The sequence below is a fragment of the Pseudomonas sp. HC1(2025) genome, from assembly GCF_058742075.1.
This window is the reverse complement of the sequence record NZ_CP196017.1, coordinates 1204916-1225714: the sequence shown is the minus strand read 5'-3', so window position 1 is coordinate 1225714 and position 20799 is coordinate 1204916. Positions and strand designations below refer to the sequence as shown.

The following is a 20799-nucleotide window of genomic DNA, read 5'->3' as shown; positions in this document are numbered from 1 at the left end:
GGGCAGCGATTATGGACAATTTGCCCCTGGAGCCGATGCTCGCCGTAATCGCGCTGCTGGTCTTGTGGTCAGCGCTGTTTACCGCCATCGAAGCCGCCCAGCACCATTTGCTGGCCCTGCGCCCCGGTACACGCCAGGGCGACAAGGCCGCCGCCCGCCTCAGCTTCCCGCGCAATAGCCTGATCCTGTGCAATACCTTATGCCGCGCGGTGGTAGTGATTCTCTGCACCCTGCTGGCGCTTCATGCCTGGGCCGAAAACGGTCCCTGGCTCGGCTGGGTGATCTCCAGCGGGCTGCTGCTGGTGCTGGCCGATTACCTGCCGCGCACCCTCGCCACCCGCTACCCGCAGGCGGTGCTGGGGTTTGGCAATACGCTGCTGGGCGTGCCGCTGAAGATCCTCTACCCCTTGGCCTGGGTGCTCAATGGCCTCAGCCTGCTGTTGTTGCGCCCTTTCGCACGCAAGTCCGGGATCGTCAAGAAAAGCGACGAGCCACAGAGCGACCCGTCCGACGAGCAAGCGTCAGACGCGAACGATGACCCGACGTCAGGCATGCCGGGCATCCACGCCCTGGACAACATCACCGTCAATGACATCCTGGTGCCGCGCAGCGAAGTGGATGGCATCAACCTCGACGACCCTATCGAAGAGATCATCGAGCAACTGCGCACCTCCCAGCGCACGCGGCTGCCGGTGTTCCACAGTGATATCAACCAGGTCGAGGCGGTGCTCAACACCCGGCAGATCCAGCACCTGCTGCCCGACGCCAGCCTGACCAAGGACGCCCTGCTCGCGGCCTGCCACGAGCCGTACTTCGTCCCGGAAAGCACGCCGCTGCAACTACAATTGCTGAATTTCCACAAACAACAACGCCGCCTGGGCATGGTGGTGGACGAGTACGGTGAGGTGCTGGGCATCGTCACCCTGGAAGATATCCTGGAAGAGATCGTCGGCGAATTCGAAAGCGAGCAGAGCCTGGACAACCCGCTGATCCAGCCCCAACCAGACGGCCGCTACGTGATTGACGGCGCCGTATCGATCCGCGAACTGAACAAATGCCTGGGATGGCACCTGCCCAGCGACGGCCCCAAGACCCTTAACGGCCTAGTGACCGAAGCGCTGGAGACCATTCCCGATTGCGCGGTGTGCGTGAAGATCGGCCGTTATCGCCTGGAAATCCTCGAAACTGAAGACAACCGAGTGAGCAAGGTGTTGATCTGGCATATCGGCTCAGCGCCGATTGCTACCTAAATCCGAGCGCAGGCTTGTGTGGGAGCGGGCTTGCCCGCGATAGCATCACCTCAGTGTCACTGATACACCATCGCGCCAGGATCGCGGGCGAGCCCACATTTGATCTTTCCAGCCCCAAAGACCGCGCTCCAGCCCTTGTTTGCAGCGCAAACCCCTTCCTATAATCAACCCCGCTTACCCAAGCCCCGCCCGACCGCGTGCTACCCGCACTGAGCGTGTCCAGGCACCGCGTCATCGTGTCTGACCGGTACTCGCTCCCATCCCGAGCCGACTCCGCGCACTGCCCTGATCCATGGGTGCAAGACCAATAATAATCCGCGCCAAAGGCGCAATGACCATCAGGGATACCTCAATGAGCACCACCTATAACGAGGCCGCTCCCGCCGCCCCGACCAACTCGACCAGCCGCGTCGCGACCGCGAGCATCATCGGCACCGCCATCGAGTTCTACGACTTCTATATCTACGCCACGGCCGCCGCGCTGGTGATCGGCCCGGTGTTCTTCCCGCAGAGCTCCGGCACCGCGCAGATGCTGGCGGCGTTCCTGACCTTCGGTATCGCGTTCATCGCCCGCCCCCTGGGCTCGGCGCTGTTCGGCCATTTCGGTGACCGGATCGGGCGCAAGTCGACGCTGGTCGCCTCATTGCTGCTGATGGGCGTGTGTACCACCCTGATCGGCCTGTTGCCGGGTTACGACAGCATCGGCGCCTGGGCACCGATCCTGCTGTGCGTGCTGCGTTTCGGCCAGGGCCTTGGCCTGGGTGGGGAATGGGGCGGCGCCGCACTGCTGGCCACCGAGAACGCGCCCAAGGGCAAGCGCGCCTGGTTCGGCATGTTCCCGCAACTGGGGCCTTCCATTGGCTTTTTGGCGGCCAACGGGCTGTTCCTGATCCTGGCGATGAACCTGGACGATGAGCAATTTCGCAGCTGGGGCTGGCGTATTCCGTTCCTGCTCAGCGCCGCGCTGGTGATGGTGGGCCTGTATGCGCGCCTCAAACTGCACGAAACCCCAGTGTTCGCCAACGCCGTGGCCAAGGAAAAACCGGTGAAAGTGCCGCTGGTCGAGCTGTTCAGCCAGCATTGGTTGCAGGTGCTGCTGGGCGCGGCGGCGATGGTGGTGTGCTATGCGCTGTTCTACATCACCACGGCGTTTTCCCTGAGTTACGGCGTGAGCACCCTGGGCTACAGCCGCGAAACCTTCCTCGCACTGTTGTGCTTTGCCGTGCTGTTCATGGGCGCGGCCACCCCGCTGGCAGCCCTGGCCAGCGACCGTTATGGGCGCAAACCGGTGCTGATCGTCGGTGCGGTGCTGGCGATTCTTTCAGGGTTCACCATGGAACCGTTGCTGACCCATGGCTCGACCTGGGCGGTGGCGCTGTTCCTGTGCCTGGAACTGTTCCTGATGGGCGTGACCTTTGCGCCGATGGGGGCGCTGTTGCCGGAACTGTTTCCGACACGCGTGCGTTATACCGGGGCGTCGGCGGCGTATAACCTGGGCGGGATCGTTGGCGCTTCGGCCGCACCGTTTTTCGCGACCAAACTGGTGGCGATGGGTGGGCTGAGTTATGTCGGCGGGTATGTGTCGGCGGCAGCGTTGCTCAGTTTGATTGCGGTGCTGTGCCTGAAAGAGACGCGGGATAACGATTTGAACAAAGTCGCCTGATAGACCGCTATCGCGGGCAAGCCCGCTCCCACATGTGCAATGCATTCCAATGTGGGAGCGGGCTTGCCCGCGATGCTTTTACAGCTCTACAACCACCGCCTGGGAAGCACGGGTCGCCTTGGCCCGGGCAGCCTCGATCGACTCATCCCGCGCCAGCGCCACGCCCATGCGGCGCTGGCCATTCACTTCTGGCTTGCCGAACAGACGCAATGCCGTGTCCGGCTCGCTCAGGGCCGCGCCGAGGTTGGCGAACGCTGTCTGGGTCGACTGCCCTTCCACCAGGATCACCGCCGAAGCCGAAGGCCCGAACTGGCGGATCAACGGAATCGGCAAGCCCAGGATCGCCCGCGCATGCAGGGCAAACTGCGACAAGTCCTGGGAAATCAAGGTCACCAGGCCAGTGTCGTGGGGGCGCGGCGAGACTTCGCTGAACCACACCTGGTCGCCCTTGATAAACAGCTCGACACCAAACAGGCCACGGCCACCCAGGGCCTCGGTCACGGCTTTGGCGACGCGCTCGGATTCAGCCAGGGCCGCCGGGCTCATGGCCTGGGGCTGCCACGACTCCTGATAGTCACCCTTCTCCTGACGATGGCCCACAGGCGCGCAGAAGGTGGTGCCACCCACGTGACGCACGGTCAGCAGGGTGATTTCGTAATCAAAGTCGATAAACCCTTCGATGATCACCCGGCCCTTGCCGGCGCGGCCGCCTTCCTGGGCGTAGTCCCAGGCTTTCTGCACGTCATCGACGCTGCGCAACAGGCTTTGGCCCTTGCCCGACGAACTCATCACCGGCTTGACCACGCACGGGAAGCCCAGGTCTTCGACGGCCTTGCGATAGTCTTCCACGGTGTCGGCGAAGTGGTACGGCGAAGTCGGCAGGTCCAGCTCTTCAGCGGCCAGGCGGCGGATGCCTTCACGGTTCATGGTCAACAGCGCCGCGCGGGCGGTGGGGATCACGGTAAAGCCTTCAGCCTCCAGCTCCACCAGGGTGCCGGTGGCAATGGCTTCGATTTCCGGGACGATGAAGTGCGGTTTTTCCGCCTCGATCACCGCACGCAGGGCCGCGCCGTCGAGCATGTTGATCACGTGGCTGCGATGCGCCACCTGCATGGCCGGCGCGTTGGCGTAGCGATCCACGGCAATCACTTCAACGCCCAGGCGTTGCAGTTCGATTACCACTTCCTTGCCCAGCTCACCGCAGCCACACATCAATACGCGGGTCGCGGTTGGCGACAATGGAGTTCCGATTCGGGTCATCTCAGGTCCTCAGGGGAGCGGATCAGGGGGAGAAAGGCCGGCATTTTACATGAACGGCGGGCATTGGCCTCAGTTAGCGACACGCTGGCGCCGCAAACGCCAGGCCATGGCCAGCCACACCACGGTGACCCCGGCAAATTTCGAGGCCAGGGCGGTGCCGACCACAGCGGGCGTCAACGCGCCGATCAGGCCAAAAAAGATAAAGGTATCGAGGGGAATGCTCAGTGCCGAACTTATCCACAGCCGGTCGTGCAACGGGCGCTTGGTGATGCTGAAGACCAGCCAGTCGATGCACTCGGACACCGCGAACGCCGTGGCGCTGGCCAGGGCGATGGACGGATCGGAGGTGATATAGGACAGCGCCAGCGCCGCGAGCATGGCGATGATCGCCCCGTGGCCGAAGCGCGTTTGCACCATGTCCCGCAGGATAAACACCAGGCCACCCCAGGCGGACCAGATGACATCCAGGTGCGGGGCGGTGGAAAAGGCGAAGTTGATCAGCACGACGCTGCTGATATAGGCGATCAGGAAGAGCATGGGGCGAGGGACCTGTGGGTAATGCGCACAGGGTACACAATTACAGGGATGTCGTCTGGAGGGGCCCCATCGCGAGCAAGCCCGCTCCCACATTTGATCGCGTTCCTGCTGGATAAACACGGTCGAATGTGGGAGCGGGCTTGCTCGCGATAGCGGTGGTTCAGGCTCCGGATTTCCCAGGAATCATCCACAACACCCCACTGGCCTTCGCCCGCTCATGACACAGCCCCAGCACCACCCGGCGCTCGGCGTTGTCCATGCGGCTCCAACGGGTGATTTCGTCGACATTGCGCTGGCAACCGGTGCAGATATCGTCGTCATCCAGGGCACAAATACTCACGCACGGCGAGGCGACGGGGCGTTCAACCGGGTTCATTCCGGCTGCTCGACCAGGTCACGGGCATAGCGCTGAGAGTTGTGCACATAGTGCGCAGCACTGGCTTCGAGCATCCTCTTCTGCTGCTCGGTCAACTCCCGTACCACCTTGCCAGGCGAGCCCATTACCAGCGAGCCATCGGGGATTTCCTTGCCCTCGCCGATCAACGAATTGGCGCCGATGATGCAGTGCCGGCCAATCTTGGCGCCGTTGAGGATCACCGCATTGATGCCAATCAGGCTGTAGTCGCCGACGGTGCAGCCATGCAGCATGGCGTTATGCCCAACCGTCACACCGGTGCCCAGGGTCAGCGGGTAGCCCATGTCGGTGTGCATCACGCTGCCGTCCTGCACGTTGCTGTTCTTGCCGATCAGGATCAGCTCGTTGTCGCCACGCAACACCGCGTTGAACCAGACGTTGGCGCCCTCCTCGAGCTTGACCTTGCCTACCAGCGTGGCATTGGGAGCCACCCAGCTGTGTGGATGGGTCTCGACACGGGCATCGCCCAGGCGGTATTTCATGGTCTTCCCTCACGGCTTGCCATTCAAACGATGGCTTAAGTATTGATAAAGCTTTTTGGCGGGCGATGCAGGCTGATGTCGGCATCGTCATAGAGCAGGTTGATCAATTCGACGATCATGATCGCCGTCAGGCCCCAGATCTTGTATTCACCAAACCGATAGCTGGGCACATACCAACTGCGGCCCTGGTAATCGATGCGATGGGTGTGCTCGCGCGGGTCCTGGCGGAAAAACTCCAGGGGCACGCTGAACACGGCGGCAATCTCGGCGTCGTTGGCCAGGTACTCGACGTAATCGGGGATCACCCCCACATAGGGGGTCACGCGGATGCCGTGCAGGGAGATCAGGGGGCTCAAGGGCCCGATCACTTCCACCAGGCCCGGTGGCAGGCCGATTTCTTCTTCGGCCTCGCGCAACGCGGTGAACACCAGGTCGGGGTCTTCGGGGTCGCGGCGCCCACCCGGGAACGCCACTTCGCCGCCATGGGTCGACAGGCCGCTGGCACGCAGGGTCAGGATCAGCTCGGGTTCGTCACTGCGGGTAATCGGCACCAGCACCGCGGCCTCGGGGAAACGTCCGTCAGTTTCCAGCGTGCGTGGCGTGTGATTGCTTACCCGGCGAAGTAGCTCGTCCAGCATGAGTCATCTCGATCTGTTGGCTACCTTGCATCATGCACCAAAGCGTACGGGTGCCCAACCCCAAAACCCCGGCGGTGTCGCTAAACGACAACTTGCAGGCCACTGCCCTGCACGCCAAGATAGGCGCAGTCCCCAGGAACCCAAGCATGAACTTCTGCAGCCAGTGCGGTAAACCGGTCACCCAGCGCATTCCCGAAGGCGATACACGTCTGCGTTATGTGTGCGACCACTGTCAGACCATTCACTATCAGAATCCCAATATCGTCGCCGGCACCCTGCCCGTCTGGGGCAATCAGGTGCTGCTGTGCCGGCGCGCCATCGAGCCGCGCCTGGGCTACTGGACCCTGCCTGCAGGTTTTATGGAAAACGGCGAGACCGTCGAACAGGGCGCCCTGCGCGAAACCCTGGAGGAAGCCTGCGCCAGGGTGCGCAACCTGAGTATCTACACGCTGATCGACGTGCCGCACATCAGCCAGGTGCACATCTTCTACCGCGCCGAACTGGTCGACCTGGACTTTGCCGCCGGCCCCGAGAGCCTGGAAGTCCGACTGTTCGATGAAGCGGACATCCCTTGGTCCGAGCTGGCTTTCCGCACGGTCAGGCGTACCTTAGAATGCTTTTTTGCCGACCGTCGGCAACAGGTGTTTCCCGTGCGCAGCGAATCGGTGCCACCCTTGACTCAGCCTGCACAATAACAATCGAAGGTCACCTTCAAAGGGATATCGCTTCAATGCGTTGGTTGCTTGCTCTGCTCTGCCTGTCGTTCGCCACGCTGTCGTGCGCCACCACCCTGCAAACCCTGGGCGGTAAACCCGTCGAGAAGATCCTGGTACTCAAGTCCGCGCACCAGTTGCAACTGATCAACGATGGCAAACCGCTGAAGACCTACCGCATTTCCCTGGGCAAGAACCCCAAGGGCCACAAGCTGATCGAAGGCGACCGCCGCACGCCAGAAGGCTTCTACTGGATCGACTGGCGCAAGACCAGCGACCGCTTCAACCTGTCGATGCATATCTCCTACCCCAATATCAGCGATGCCGCCCGCGCCCGCCGCGAAGGGGTCAAGCCCGGCAGCATGATCATGATCCACGGCACGCCTGACAGTGAGGAATACCCGGAACAGTGGTTCCACACCCTGGACTGGACCGACGGCTGCATCGGCATGCGCAATGTCGACATGCGCGAAGTGTGGAACCTGGTCAAGGACGGCACGATGATCGAGATCCGTCCGTAACCTCGACCGTTGGTAAAATAATTCAAAAAAAATCTACCTCTCCTACAGCCCCTGTCGATGAATACCATTTCACCGACAGGGGCTGCGTCTTTCTGCGCGCGATAAAGACCTCTCTAATACCACTTGATACCAGGCACCTTTAGGGTGCCTGTAAACAGGCATGTGCCCGCTTTTGGCGGCATTGACATGGTATTTAAGTGGTATTAATTTCCGGCCATTACCGGGCGACAACACTCCAATAACGCATCGGAAACCCTACAGATGAATCCCATCCAGACCCTGCGTCCTGACGATCGGCAATCCACGCCGCTGTACCTGCAACTGGCCCGCAATCTGGAAGCGGCTATCCATGCCGGCCAGTGGAAATCCGAGCAGGCCTTGCCCTCCGAGCGCGTACTCAGCGAACAGTTGAGCATCTCCCGGGTAACCGCCCGCAAAGCCCTGGAAGTGTTGTTCGCCCAAGGCCTGATCCGCCGCAGCCAGGGCTCTGGCACGTTTATCACGCCACGCCTGGAACAGCCGCTGTCGCGCCTCTCGGGGTTCAGCGAGATGTTGCGGCTCAAGGGGTTTGCCCCCAGTTCGCAATGGCTGGTGCGCGAAATCACCCCGCCGACCCATGAAGAGCTGATCCGCCTGTGCCTGTCGCCCACCGACAAAGTGGCGCGGCTCAAACGCCTGCGCAAGGCGGATGACACCGTGATGGCCATCGAAATGAGCGCCCTGCCCGCCTCGATCATTCCCAACCCCCAGGCCATCGGCAGTTCGCTCTACGAATACTTGGAAGGCATCGGTAAACCGGTGGTGCGAGCCCTGCAGCATATCCAGGCCATCAACGCCTCGGACGAGTTCGCCGCCCTGGTGGGTATCGCCCCCGGCACCGCCATGCTGCTGATGACTCGGGTCGGCTACACCGCCGACAACACGCCAATCGAGATCACCGACACCTACTGCCGCAACGACTACTACGACTTCGTCGCAGAGCTGCGTAGGTACGATTTTTCCGCTGAACTGCGGCCCTAGAGAACTGCCATGTCCGAAGACAATATCCTCACGCCCCACGGCTGGATTCGCGGCCGCCTGGTGCACCACGAAGGCAAGGTCAGCGCCGTCGAAGGCGTGCCTTGCGACCCGGCCGACAATGACCTGCCCTACCTGCTGCCGGGTTTTATCGACCTGCATGTGCACGGCGGCGGCGGCAAGGACATCATGGAAGGCAGCAGCGCCTTCGAGACCATCACCCGCACCCATGTGCGCTTCGGCACCACCTCGCTGCTGGCCACTACCATGACTGCGCCGGTCGAGGAAATCTCCCGGGTGCTCGGCGAACTCGGCCAGTTCTGCGAACGGCGCCCGGCCGGCAGCGCCCGGGTGCTGGGCGTGCATCTGGAAGGCCCCTACATCAACCCAGGAAAGCTCGGCGCACAGCCCAACTTTGCCCACACCGCATTGATGGCCGAGGTCGAGGAGTACCTGCGCCTGGCACCGATCCGGGTGATTACCATTGCCCCGGAAATCGCCGGGCATGACGCTTTGATCCGTGCCCTCAGCCAGCGCGGCGTGCGCATGCAGATCGGCCATACCCTGGGCAGCTATGAAGAAGGCGTCGCGGCGCTGGCGGCCGGCGCCACCAGCTTCACCCACCTGTACAACGCCATGAGCCCGCTGCATCACCGCGAGCCGGGCATCGTCGGCGCCGCCCTGGCCCACGCGCAATACGCCGAGCTGATCCCGGACCTGTTGCACGTGCACCCCGGGGCCATGCGCGTGGCCCTGCGTTCGATTCCCTGCCTGTACTGCGTCACCGACTCCACCGCTGCGGCAGGCATGCCCGACGGCGAATACAAGCTGGGCAGCCACACCGTGACCAAATGCCTGGGCGGCGTACGCCTGGCCGACGGCACCCTGGCCGGCAGCACCCTGACCATGGATCAGGCGCTGCGCAACTTGGTGAAGATCGGCCTGCCCATCAGCGAAGCCTCACAGCGTCTGTCGCAATTTCCTGCGGATTACCTGGGCCTGGAACAACGCGGCCGCCTGCAACCGGGCAGCTTTGCCGACTGCGTGCGCCTGGACCGCTCCCTGCACCTCACCGACGTAATGGTCGAAGGAGAAACCATTGACTTCAAAAATGCTTGAAGAGGCCCTGTCCTCCTGTGAGGCCGTCGCGGCCCAGCTGCAATGCCTCGACCCGCTGCTGGCCGAGGTCGCCGGCCGCCTACGCCGCCAGCCGCCGCAAGTGGCGATGACCGTCGCCCGTGGCAGTTCGGACCACGCCGCCAGCTACTTCGCCTACCTGACCATGCAGCACGTGGGCGTGCCCGTGGCGTCGCTGCCGATGTCGGTGGTGACCCTGGCGCAGGCGCCGCTGAAAGTCAGCGGCCAGGCAGCCTTTGGTTTTTCCCAGTCGGGGCAGAGCCCGGACCTGGTCAACAGCCTGCGCCTGCTGCGCAAGCGCGGGGCGCTGAGCGTGTCGATGGTCAATGCCGAAGATTCGCCCCTGGAAGCCGCCTGCGAATTCCATGTGCCGCTGTGCGCCGGCCCCGAACGCAGCGTGGCCGCGACCAAGAGCTTTATCGCCACCTTGAGCGCCAGCGCCCAGTTGGTCGGGCACTGGAACCAGGAAGACGGCCTGCTCGAAGCCTGCCACGCCCTGCCTGCCGGCCTGCGCGAAGCGGCGACCCAGGGTTGGAGCCTGGCCATCGACGCCCTGCGCGATTGCCAGCGCCTGATGGTCATCGGCCGTGGCGCCGGGTTTGCCATCGCCCAGGAAGCCGCGCTCAAGCTCAAGGAAACCTCGGCGATCCAGGCCGAAGCCTTCAGCAGCGCCGAAGTGCGCCACGGGCCGATGGCGTTGATCGACGACAACTACCCGCTGCTGGTGTTTGCCCCGCGCGGCGCCGAACAGCCGGGCCTGCTGACCCTGGCCACGGAAATGCGCCAACGCGGGGCCCGGGTGCTGCTGGCCGCGCCTGACGATATTGCCGAACGCGACCTGACCCTCAGCCGCGCCGAGCACCCGGCACTGGACCCGATCCTGGCAATCCAGAGTTTCTATGTGATGGCTGCAGGCCTGGCCCAGGCCCGGGGCATGGACCCGGATCAACCCCGCCACCTGAGCAAAGTCACCCGCACCCACTGAGTTGGTTTCTGTCGTTTCCTGATGAGTACCGTGCCCATGCCCGACAATAATAATGACCTCACCCTCAGCGCCCCCCTCTGCGGGCCGGTGCTGACCCTGGGCAACGTGCCTGACGACGTGTTCGCCAGTGGCGCCATGGGCGACGGGATTGCCATCGACCCCCTCAACGACTGCCTGCATGCGCCGTGCGCGGGCGTGGTGATCCACGTTGCCCGTACCGGCCACGCCCTGACGATCCGCGCCGACAATGGCGCCGAGGTGCTGCTGCACGTGGGCATCGATACCGTCCAATTGAATGGCGAAGGCTTTGCCCTGCTGGTCAAGCAAGGCGCGCGGGTCAGCAACGGGCAGCCCCTGGTGCGCTTTGACCTAGACCGCATCGCCCGCCAGTGCAAAAGCCTGGTCAGCCTGATCATCCTCACCAACGGCGAGCAGTTCGAGTTGCGCCCGGTGGCCGTCAATACGGTCAAGGTCGGTGACGCCCTGCTGCGCATCGTCGCGCGTCAGCCTGCCGCCGTGCAGTCTGTGTCCGACAACTCCCAGGCACATGCCAGCGCCAGCGTGCGCATTACCCATCGCGGCGGCCTGCATGCGCGTCCCGCAGCCCTGGTTCGCAAGACCGCCCAGGGTTTCAGCAGCCAGTCGCAGCTGCATTTCGCCGGCAAGTCGGCGTCGTGCGCCAGCCTGATCGGCCTGATGGGGCTGGGCATTGGTGAGCAGGACGAGGTACAGGTCACCTGCCTGGGCAAGGATTGCGACGCGGCGTTACAGGCATTGGTCGCAGCCCTATCGGTCACCACCCACGAACACGAGCAGGCCCCAGTGATCGTGACTGCGCGCCCGCTCAACACCGAAGCGGGCGTATTGCAGGGTGTGTGTGCCGCACCCGGCCTGGTCTGCGGGCCGCTGTTGCGGCTGCACACCATCGAGTTGCCGCAAGACCCGGGCAACCACATGCGCGAAGAACAATTGCAGCACCTGGACAGCGCCCTGGAGCAGGTACGCGGGGAAATCCGCAACACCCTGGAGCACGCCCGCCAGCGCAAGGCCGTCGAGGAAGAAGAGATCTTCGCCGCCCACCTGGCCCTGCTGGAAGACCCAACCCTGTTGGAGGCCGCCACCGCCGCCATCGAGCAAGGCAGCGCCGCCACCCATGCCTGGCGCGATGCGATCCAGGCCCAGTGCGCGGTGTTGCTGGGCTTGGGCAAGCCGTTGTTTGCCGAACGCGCCAACGACCTGCGGGACTTGCAGCAACGGGTGCTACGCGCCCTGCTGGGTGAGGCCTGGCAGTTCCAAATGCCTGCCGGGGCGATTGTCGTCGCCCATGAATTGACGCCCTCGGACCTGCTGCAACTGAGCGCGCAAAATGCTGCCGGCATCTGCATGGCCGAAGGCGGCGCCACCTCCCACGTGGCGATCCTGGCCCGGGGCAAAGGCATGCCATGCGTGGTCGCCCTGGGCAGTGCAGTGCTGGAGGTGCCGCAAGGCCAACGGGTCGTGCTGGACGCCGGCAATGGGCGCCTGGAACTCACCCCGGACGATGCCCGCCACGCCCAGGTCCACCAGATTCGCGAGGCGCAACAGCAGCGGCGCCAGCAGCAACAGACCCAGGCCCAGGCAGCGGCCAGCACCCTGGATGGCGTGGGCATTGAAGTGGCCGCCAATGTCGCCTCCAGCAGCGAGGCGCAGATTGCCTTGGCAAACGGCGCCGATGGCGTGGGGCTGTTGCGTACCGAGTTTCTGTTTGTCGACCGTCGCACCGCACCCGACGAGCAGGAACAACGCCAGGCCTATCAGGCGGTGCTGGATGCCATGGGCGACAAATCCGTGATCATCCGCACCATCGACGTGGGCGGCGACAAGCAACTCGACTACCTGCCCTTGCCCGCCGAGGCCAACCCGGTGCTGGGCCTGCGCGGTATTCGCATGGCCCAGGTACGCCCGGAGTTGCTCGACCAGCAACTGCGCGCCCTGCTGCAGGTCTGCCCGCTGCAGCGCTGCCGGATCCTGTTGCCGATGGTCAGTGAAGTCGACGAATTGCTGCACATCCGCCAGCGCCTCGATCAGCTGTGCGCCGAGCTGGAACTGACCCAGCGCCCGGAACTGGGGGTGATGATCGAAGTGCCGGCCGCCGCGTTGATGGCCGAGCAACTGGCCGAACATGCGGACTTTTTGTCGATCGGCACCAATGACCTGTCCCAGTACACCCTGGCCATGGACCGCGACCACGCCGGCCTGGCCGCGCGGGTCGACGCCCTGCACCCGGCGCTGCTGCGCCTGATCGCCCAGACCTGCATTGGCGCGGCGAAACACGGGCGCTGGGTCGGGGTGTGCGGCGCCCTCGCCTCTGACCCGCTGGCCACCCCGGTGCTGGTGGGCCTGGGGGTGCGCGAGCTGTCTGTCAGCCCGCCGCAAATTGCCGAAATCAAAGACCGCGTGCGCCACCTGGACGCCGCGCAATGCCGGCAACTGAGCCAGAGCCTGCTCGACCTGAGCAGCGCCAGGGCCGTACGCCAAGCCTGTCAACACCACTGGCCGTTGAGATGACAACAACAAGAAAAAGGAGACTCGCCATGTACCAACTGTTTATTGAAGGCCTGCAACGCCTGGGCCGTGCGCTGATGCTACCCATCGCCATCCTGCCGATTGCCGGCCTGCTGCTGCGCCTGGGTGATACCGACCTGCTGAACATCGCGGTGATGCACGACGCAGGGCAAGCGATCTTCGCCAATCTGGCGCTGATCTTCGCCATCGGCATCGCCGTGGGCTTTGCCCGCGACAACAACGGCACGGCCGGGCTGGCCGGGGCCATTGGCTACCTGGTGATGGTCTCCACCCTCAAGGTGATGGACAGCACCATCAACATGGGCATGCTCGCCGGGATCGTCAGCGGGCTGATGGCCGGGGCGCTGTATAACCGCTTCAAGGACATCAAGCTGCCGGAGTACCTGGCGTTCTTTGGCGGGCGACGCTTTGTGCCGATTGTCACCGGGTTTTCGGCTGTGGGCCTGGGGGTAATCTTCGGGCTGATCTGGCCGCCGGTGCAGCACGGCATCAATAGCTTCGGCGTGCTGCTGATGGAAAGCGGTAGCCTGGGCGCCTTTGTGTTCGGCGTGTTCAACCGCTTGCTGATCGTCACCGGGCTACACCATATCCTCAACAACATGGCCTGGTTTGTGTTCGGCAGCTTCACCGACCCGGCCACCGGCGCGGTGGTCACCGGCGACCTGACCCGCTATTTTGCCGGCGACCCCAAAGGCGGCCAGTTCATGACCGGCATGTTCCCGGTGATGCTGTTCGGCCTGCCCGCAGCGTGCCTGGCGATGTACCGCAACGCCCTGCCGCAGCGGCGCAAAATCATGGGCGGGATCTTCCTGTCGATGGCCCTGACGTCGTTCCTGACCGGGGTCACCGAGCCGATCGAATTCGCCTTCATGTTCCTCGCGCCGTTCCTGTACCTGCTGCATGCGCTGCTCACCGGCCTGTCGATGGCGGTCACCAACCTGCTGGATATTCACCTGGGCTTTACCTTCTCCGGAGGGTTCATCGACATGGTCCTGGGCTGGGGCAAGTCCACCAATGGCTGGCTGGTGTTGCCGGTGGGCCTGGCTTACGCGGTGATCTACTACAGCGTGTTCAACTACTGCATCCGTCGCTTCAACCTGAAGACCCCGGGCCGTGAAGATAGCCAGGTGGCACAGGCCGAAGCGATGAGTGATCACCAGCGGGCCAGCGCCTATATCCGCGCCCTGGGCGGTGCCGACAACCTGCTCAGCGTCGGCGCCTGCACCACCCGCCTGCGCCTGGACATGGTGGACCGCAACAAGGCCATGGACGCCGAACTCAAGGCCCTGGGAGCGATGGCCGTGGTGCGCCCGGGCAATGGCGGCAGCTTACAGGTGGTGGTGGGGCCGATGGCCGACAGCATTGCCGATGAGATTCGCCTGGCCATGCCGTCGTTTGTTGCATCGGCGCCCGTGGCGGTTGTGCCTGTGGATAAGCCAGTCATGGTGAATGTGCAGGAGGCCGAACAATGGCTGGGCGCCTTGGGCGGCCGGGCGAATGTACGCCAGCTGGAAGCGGTGGCGATGACGCGGTTGCGGGTGGAACTGGGGGATGATTCGGTGTTGTCCGAAGCTCAGTTGACCGCACTGGGTTGCCAGGGCGTGAGCCGGCTTGAAAGTGGGGTCTGGCACCTGTTGATCGGTGACAAGGCAGCGGGGTTGGGTGAGGCCTTGGAGCGGTTGGTTAGCCGCCCGGTCAACGCCTGATCCGAACGGACGCAGAGCGTCCAGGGCGGCGTACCGCTACTTATCTACCGCCCAGCCAAACGCACAACTCCCCATGCTGAGGGTTCTTACCTCAAGCATGGAGAGCGTGCCCGTGAGCACAACACCCCAGACCTTTGAAGGCATCAAAGGCCACCTCAACCAGATCAGCCATCACCTGCTCCAGGTCGAAGCGCCGCTGTTGCCCGAACAAAAACCTGTTGCCGAACTGGCCTACCTGGAAAAAATCAATGGCCAGCTGACGCGCTACCGCCAGCAATACATGAACAAGAGCCAGGTCCTCTATATCGGTATCAAAGCCGACGTCCTGCCCGCCCGTGTGGCGACACTCAAGACCACCCTGAACACGTACCTGCAACAACTTGATCGCGACGAGCAGATCGACGGCAAACCACGCAAGTCCTATATGACCTTCGAAGCCGGGTTCAGCGCCCTGGCCCATGAAACCAAACTCAGCGCCCAGGACCGCCTTCTGCATCCGCAACAACAGGCCATGCTTGAGCGGGTGCCCCTGGGCAGCACGCAACGCCCGGGCCTGTACGCCCTGTCGTTCCAATACCAGGAGCGCACCGTCGAATTGGCCGGCGCCTTTGTCCTGACACAGCAATCCAGCCCGCTGGTCGCCGACCTGGACGCCGGGCCAGCGGTGGGTGAAGTGATGCTGTTCACCCCCTCCCGCGGGATCGCATCCTTCAGTTCCCTCGCCCAACTCAACCGGCATCTACTGCAAGGAATGGACGATGCCGAGCAACGTCGCGACTTCATGCAACTGCTGCCCGTGCGTTATCACGATGTCAGCCCCGAGGCCATCTGGCCGCTGCAACTGGCACCGATCAGCGACAGGCCGCTGTTTGAACACACCTACAACGCCCTGATCGACAAGCGCACCCAGGACATCGAGCGCGCCTTGAGCCTGGTGGACAACCCCACACAGAGCCCCGCGCAACTGATCAGTGCCCTGGACCGCGCCATTGCCGGCGCCTTGCCGGACCTGCGCGCGCGCCTGGCGTGGCGCGCGCGCCGCTTGCTGGAGCGCCACCTGCGCCACAGCGCGCCGGACTGGTATCGCAGCGCCAGCGAAGCGCGGCGCGCCACCCTCGCCACCCACCTTTGGCACTACAACGAAGCCCGCCAGGACCTGCTCGACCTGCTGGGCCCGGTCACCACCCCGCAGTCCCTGGCCCGCTACCAGTTGCTTGAACGCCTGAGCGACGAGCTGGACATTCAGGACCTGGCGCCAGAGCACCTGTTGATCAACACCCGGCGCTATGTCTACCCCATCGGCGAGTATGAACATGATCGCAGCCTGCTCGACCTGGCCCTGCGCGGGTTGCAAGACGGGGATGCCCTGCCGGGCTCGGACTTCCTGAACAAAACCACGCTCACCTATCAGGGCGCGACACTGCCCACCGCCTACCAGGACCTGACACCCACCTGGCTCGCACAGACGCTGGCCACCTTACAGCCGCGTATCGACTTTGCCGACGCGCAACGGCAAATGCATGCCAAACCAGAAGTCAGCCGTAGCATCGAACGGATGCTCGACCAAAGGCTCACCGCACTGGCCTACACCGCCCTGCTGCAAGGCCACCTCAGTGACGAGGACTTTCAATTGGTGCAGGACCTGCGCCAGGGCACCAACCCGCACCTGAGCGCCGCCACTCTGTCGCTACATGCCGCTCAATTGCAGGACCTGTGGGTACTGCGCCAAAGCGATGCGAGCGGCGCAATCATCCGCCTGTTGCTGTGCACGCCCGAAGCGCCGCGCGCGCAGCAGTTCATGGCGTTTGACAGTGAACTCGCCTGCCAGAACCACATCCTCGGCTGGAGCCTGGACAATGGCAGCAAACACCCCCCGGGTACCCTCACCGACTATCTGATCAAGCGCGTCGCCCTGCGTTTTCGCGGGGCCATGAAGCAAGTCTTGAGCGGCCTGAGCTTCAAGTTCCACGACCAGGAATACCAAGAGATCGGTTTTGGCAATATCGGCAGCCACGCCATGTGCCTCAAGGCGATGTCGGCCCATGTGCTGGCGACCCGCATCGACGACTATGAATTCGGCACCCCGAGTTGGTACCGATCCGCCAGCGTCGACAACCGCCAGCAGCTGTTGAAACTGGCCGAAGACAGCGAGGGCGCGCTGCTCACCTACAATGAACATCCGTTGTCTGACGCCCGATTTCCCAGCTTTACCCATTACCTGCATGAACAGGCGAGAAAAAGCCTCAACGACTTACTGGGCCGCCCCCAGAACGATGTCGACCCGGACACCGTGTGGGCCTTTTCACCGCCGTCGTTGCTCGGCGCGCTGACCCCGCCGCCCCTGACTTACACCCAGCTGTACCGCGATGGCTACGCCGACGGCGTGGGTTTTCTCGACGAGAAATTCTCGCGTTCGGCTCGTTTCAAAGGCCCGCCCGGCGTTGACTTGAGCCAATTAAGCGCAGAAAAAATTGCACGCTCGGTCACCGGCACCTGGGTCGGCGAGCGCTACATCAACCAGGTCAAGACCCGCTTGCTCAACACCGGCAGCACCGACTATGCACTGCGGCGCAATGCCACCTTGAGCATCACCCAGCACCAACTGCAGAACGCCGCCCTGGAGTGCCGGCTGGAGGGGTATATCGCCGGGGTAGACTGGACGTGGTTGCAACGCAGTATTGCGAGCATGCACGACACCGCCGCCCAGACCCGTGGCACCTACGCTATCCATCGCCTGCTGGTGGACGGCGAATGGGTGATGGGCAACCTGCTCTTCAGCCATGGCGATTTTCCGACGTTGCTCTACACCCCAAACGCACCGGACGGCATCAGCTTTCGCGAAGCGCGGCTGTTCAATTACCGGTTGAAAAAGATTCCCGGCATGGTGGGCTATTTCACCCTGCGGGTCGGCGCCCAGTCCCAGGTGCGGGTCCGGGCCTTCCTGGAAAACGCCAAGGCCCAATTACCCGAAGACCTGAGCCAGACCGACACCAGCCCGGCACGCTATGACTCGACCCACGGGCAACCCCCGCTGCAGGATCTACGCGAGGCCCTGTACAACATGCCGTTGCAGCGCAAGATCGATGACGTGCAAGGCACCACGGTCAATCGCAACCAAATGATCAGCGCCATTTTGTGGAACTGCGTGGAGTGGGTCACCGCGATTGCCACCGCGCCGTTTCCCAGCCTCAGCCTGAGCCTGGGCATGCTGCTGGCATTCAAGGACGGCATGCTGGCCCTGCACGCGTACCAGCAGGGCGATACCGGGGCGGCACTGGAACACTTGCTCGGCTACGTGCTTAACAGTGCCGGGGCCGCCGCCACCGATCTGCGCCCGGCCCTGGCCTCGGTCAAACAGCTCGCCCGGCCGGGCCTGCGCCAGGTCACCAGGAGCCACGCTGCACCGAGCGAAGCGGTGAGGCTGGTGCAGCCCCTGCAACCCAAGCCCCTGGCGCTGGAAAATATGCAAGCGGTGCTGTTCGAAGGCCAGGCACTATGGGCCAAAACCGTTCCGGACCCGATCGGCCGTTACCTGCTGTATCGACTGGATCCTGTCACCGGCAGGCTGGTCTCCACCACTCGGGTGGCCGCGCCAGATAGCCAAGGTGTGTGGCGCCGCACCGGGGTCACTGGTGGCGCACCCAAGTACGAAAAACTACCCGAGCCCCCCGAACCGCTGAAAACCTATGAGATGCCACCGAGCTATGCCCGCGATCTGGGTAAGGCCATCAACCCGGATACGCGCGCACAGATGCTGCTGAACACGAGTGAGTTAGTGGGCTCAGAGGGGGTGGCCAGGGGCGTGCTCGCCCTCGACCTTAACCCGCTGCGTACGGTTTACCTGCAACAGGTCGAACGCCTGAGCACTGACGCCCAAGACTTTTTCACCCAGCTCGCGCCTTTACCGGCGCGCACCGCTCCCCCGGCCGTGGACGCCAGTACCTCATTCGCGCAACTGATCGCCAGCGATGCGTTCAGCGGCAACAAAAACCTGATCATTGGCGCAATACCGGGCTCCATCGCCAGTAAGCAGCTGCTGATCACGCAGATGGATGCCTTGATCAGCAACGGCTTCAAACACTTGTACATTGAGTACCTGCCCGCCGATGCATTCCGCACACGCCTGCAGCGCCTGCATCAGGGTAAAACCTGGGAAAACATTCGCCAGCATCTCGAAGCGGTCGACAAGGGCTTTGGTCTTGCCCCGGACGCTGAATACTCCTACCTTGCCCTGGTACGCAAGGCCAAGGACAAGGGCGTGAAGATCCTGGCCCTGGACGCTTCCACCTCCTACTTGCTGGACGATTTCCTGCAAATGCGCGACACCCCGCCGACCATCCCGCGCAGCAACAGCATCAGGAATTTCTACTCCCATAAAGCCATCGGGGCCGATGCCCTTGTCGAACAGGACGAACGTTGGGTGGCCCTGGTGGATCACAGCCGCCTGCGCACGTTCGAGGGCACGCCGGGCCTGGCCGACTTGCAAGAAGCAGTGGCCCTGCGCGTGGAGGATGTGGCGGCGGGCCAGCCGGTGGGCCTCTGGGTCGACACGCCCGGCGCCATAGCCGGTGACCCGTTGGCCAAGGGCGATTATCGCCTGGCCCTGCACACGGCGTACAAGGAACCCGGGCAAGCCGCTTCTGCCAGCGTCGCGTCTACGACGGACGTGACGCACTTCAGCGACTACGATATCCCCCACGCCTTCCGGGACAGCATCAGCCGGCAAAGCACCGCCGGCCGTGGGCTGGACAGCAACTACGCCTCACCGATCGCCACCGAGCAAAGGGCTTTCAGCGTCTTTCTGGACGCCCGAGAGCGCCTGAGTCGCGATGCGGCGGCTTACCTGGAGCAGCATGTACCGCCAGCCAGGCCCGATCCCTCCACCCTGGGCACACCGGCCACCCCGCAGGCGCTGCTCGAACGTGTTGGGAGCAGCGAGTTTTCCGGGCTGGTGGTCGGTGAAGCGCACCAGGCGCAGTCGAGCAAGCGCTGGCTGCGTGAACATATGAAAAAGCTAAAGGAACAGGCATTCAAGACGCTGTACGTAGAACACCTGTTGACCGATATGCATCAGCAAGATCTGGATCTGTTCCTGCGCACCCAACACCTGCCGGACAACCTCAAGCGCTACCTGGCCATGCTTGATCGCGGCCAGATGCCGCACTACAAGGGCAAAAATTCCTACACTGAAGTGATCCAGGTCGCGGCCAGGCATGGCCTGCGCATCCGTGCCCTGGACTGCACCGCCAGCTATAACGTCAAGGGCCTGGAGGATGGCGATCTGGGGCGCAACCAGATGTTCAGTTACTTCGCGTCAAAAGTAATCCAGGCCGACCAGGCAGCACAGGGCCCGCACAAATGGGTGGCCTTTATTGGCAGCGCCCACACCAATAACAACCTGGGCGTGGCCGGGCTTGCGGAACTGCAAGGTGCAGTCAGCCTGCATGTGCGGGATACCGCCCCGGCGCTGGCGCAGAATATTCGCCCGGGGACCTGGGAGGTTTCGACCTCGGGCATAAAGCCGTTCAGGCGGGCGTTACGCGGCGACCTTGTTTTAGAAGCCGGTGTGGAGGGGATTCGTGCGCCAGCGCCCTTTGTCCCGGTAGACCGTCGTCGATTGAATCTCGCGGGCCTGTACTTGATCGAACGCCCGTCGCCTTCGCAGACCAACCTGCTGCACCGCTCGCGCAGCGGCGAAATCGTGTCGACGCCGATCAAGGTCGACCACGACGGCCTGTTCTATGTCGAACGCTGGGCGCCGATGCAGGGCAAGCGTTTCAGCTACGAAAACACGTTGATCAGCGCCCTGGAGGTGGAGGTGGGACTAAAACCTGCGCCAGACATCACGAGGCTTTGATTTCGGCGATCTGACAGGCAAAAAAAACCCGCTGGCCAGTTTGGCCCAGCGGG

General features: G+C 63.4%; 15 protein-coding genes. 10 read left to right on the top strand and 5 right to left on the bottom strand.

Annotated features, from left to right (window positions below; all coding sequences use genetic code 11):
* The first annotated feature begins 11 nt into the window (after positions 1-11).
* On the top strand, positions 12-1250 hold the full coding sequence (locus ACSSVH_RS05325; RefSeq protein WP_492634187.1) for a transporter associated domain-containing protein: 1239 nt from the start codon (positions 12-14) through the stop codon (positions 1248-1250).
* A gap of 352 nt (positions 1251-1602) precedes the next feature.
* Entirely contained in the window at positions 1603-2913 is a 1311-nt protein-coding gene (locus ACSSVH_RS05320) for an MFS transporter (protein ID WP_169878379.1), read from the top strand.
* A gap of 78 nt (positions 2914-2991) precedes the next feature.
* Here the strand turns inward: ACSSVH_RS05320 and purT are convergent, their stop codons facing one another.
* From purT to ACSSVH_RS05295, 5 genes are all read right to left on the bottom strand, one after another.
* Positions 2992-4173, bottom strand: a complete 1182-nt coding sequence (gene purT / locus ACSSVH_RS05315) for a formate-dependent phosphoribosylglycinamide formyltransferase (protein WP_076962107.1) — start codon at positions 4171-4173, stop codon at positions 2992-2994.
* A gap of 69 nt (positions 4174-4242) precedes the next feature.
* Positions 4243-4710, bottom strand: a complete 468-nt coding sequence (locus ACSSVH_RS05310) for a VUT family protein (RefSeq protein WP_169956637.1) — start codon at positions 4708-4710, stop codon at positions 4243-4245.
* 160 nt (positions 4711-4870) lie between these two features.
* Entirely contained in the window at positions 4871-5086 is a 216-nt protein-coding gene (locus ACSSVH_RS05305) for a DUF1289 domain-containing protein (protein ID WP_057437987.1), read from the bottom strand.
* A complete protein-coding gene (locus ACSSVH_RS05300; protein ID WP_070994759.1) occupies positions 5083-5607 on the bottom strand; it encodes a gamma carbonic anhydrase family protein in 525 nt (174 codons plus the stop codon). The genes ACSSVH_RS05305 and ACSSVH_RS05300 overlap by 4 nt, the downstream gene beginning before the upstream one ends.
* 35 nt (positions 5608-5642) lie before the next feature.
* Positions 5643-6245, bottom strand: coding sequence for a CoA pyrophosphatase (locus ACSSVH_RS05295; protein ID WP_029296164.1), 603 nt, complete (start codon positions 6243-6245; stop codon positions 5643-5645).
* A gap of 146 nt (positions 6246-6391) precedes the next feature.
* Here ACSSVH_RS05295 and ACSSVH_RS05290 point away from each other — a divergent pair, with 146 nt between their 5' ends.
* From ACSSVH_RS05290 to ACSSVH_RS05255, 8 genes are all read left to right on the top strand, one after another.
* Positions 6392-6940: an NUDIX hydrolase gene (locus ACSSVH_RS05290; RefSeq protein WP_169956641.1), complete on the top strand. Its 549-nt coding sequence runs from the start codon at positions 6392-6394 to the stop codon at positions 6938-6940.
* Between the two features lie 35 nt (positions 6941-6975).
* Entirely contained in the window at positions 6976-7479 is a 504-nt protein-coding gene (locus tag ACSSVH_RS05285) for a L,D-transpeptidase family protein (RefSeq protein WP_169956643.1), read from the top strand.
* A gap of 261 nt (positions 7480-7740) precedes the next feature.
* Positions 7741-8499, top strand: a complete 759-nt coding sequence (locus ACSSVH_RS05280) for a GntR family transcriptional regulator (protein ID WP_169956645.1) — start codon at positions 7741-7743, stop codon at positions 8497-8499.
* 9 nt (positions 8500-8508) lie between these two features.
* The gene (gene nagA / locus ACSSVH_RS05275) at positions 8509-9615 is read left to right on the top strand and encodes an N-acetylglucosamine-6-phosphate deacetylase (protein ID WP_170042955.1); all 1107 of its coding nucleotides are present in this window, start codon (positions 8509-8511) and stop codon (positions 9613-9615) included.
* On the top strand, positions 9596-10618 hold the full coding sequence (locus tag ACSSVH_RS05270) for an SIS domain-containing protein (protein ID WP_492634186.1): 1023 nt from the start codon (positions 9596-9598) through the stop codon (positions 10616-10618). Before nagA ends, ACSSVH_RS05270 begins: the two co-directional genes overlap by 20 nt.
* 36 nt (positions 10619-10654) lie before the next feature.
* Positions 10655-13165, top strand: coding sequence for a phosphoenolpyruvate--protein phosphotransferase (gene ptsP, locus ACSSVH_RS05265; protein ID WP_492634185.1), 2511 nt, complete (start codon positions 10655-10657; stop codon positions 13163-13165).
* Positions 13166-13191: 26 nt separating this feature from the next.
* Entirely contained in the window at positions 13192-14889 is a 1698-nt protein-coding gene (gene nagE / locus ACSSVH_RS05260) for an N-acetylglucosamine-specific PTS transporter subunit IIBC (protein ID WP_169956653.1), read from the top strand.
* A gap of 112 nt (positions 14890-15001) precedes the next feature.
* Positions 15002-20746, top strand: coding sequence for a dermonecrotic toxin domain-containing protein (locus ACSSVH_RS05255; protein ID WP_492634184.1), 5745 nt, complete (start codon positions 15002-15004; stop codon positions 20744-20746).
* Positions 20747-20799 lie beyond the last annotated feature (53 nt).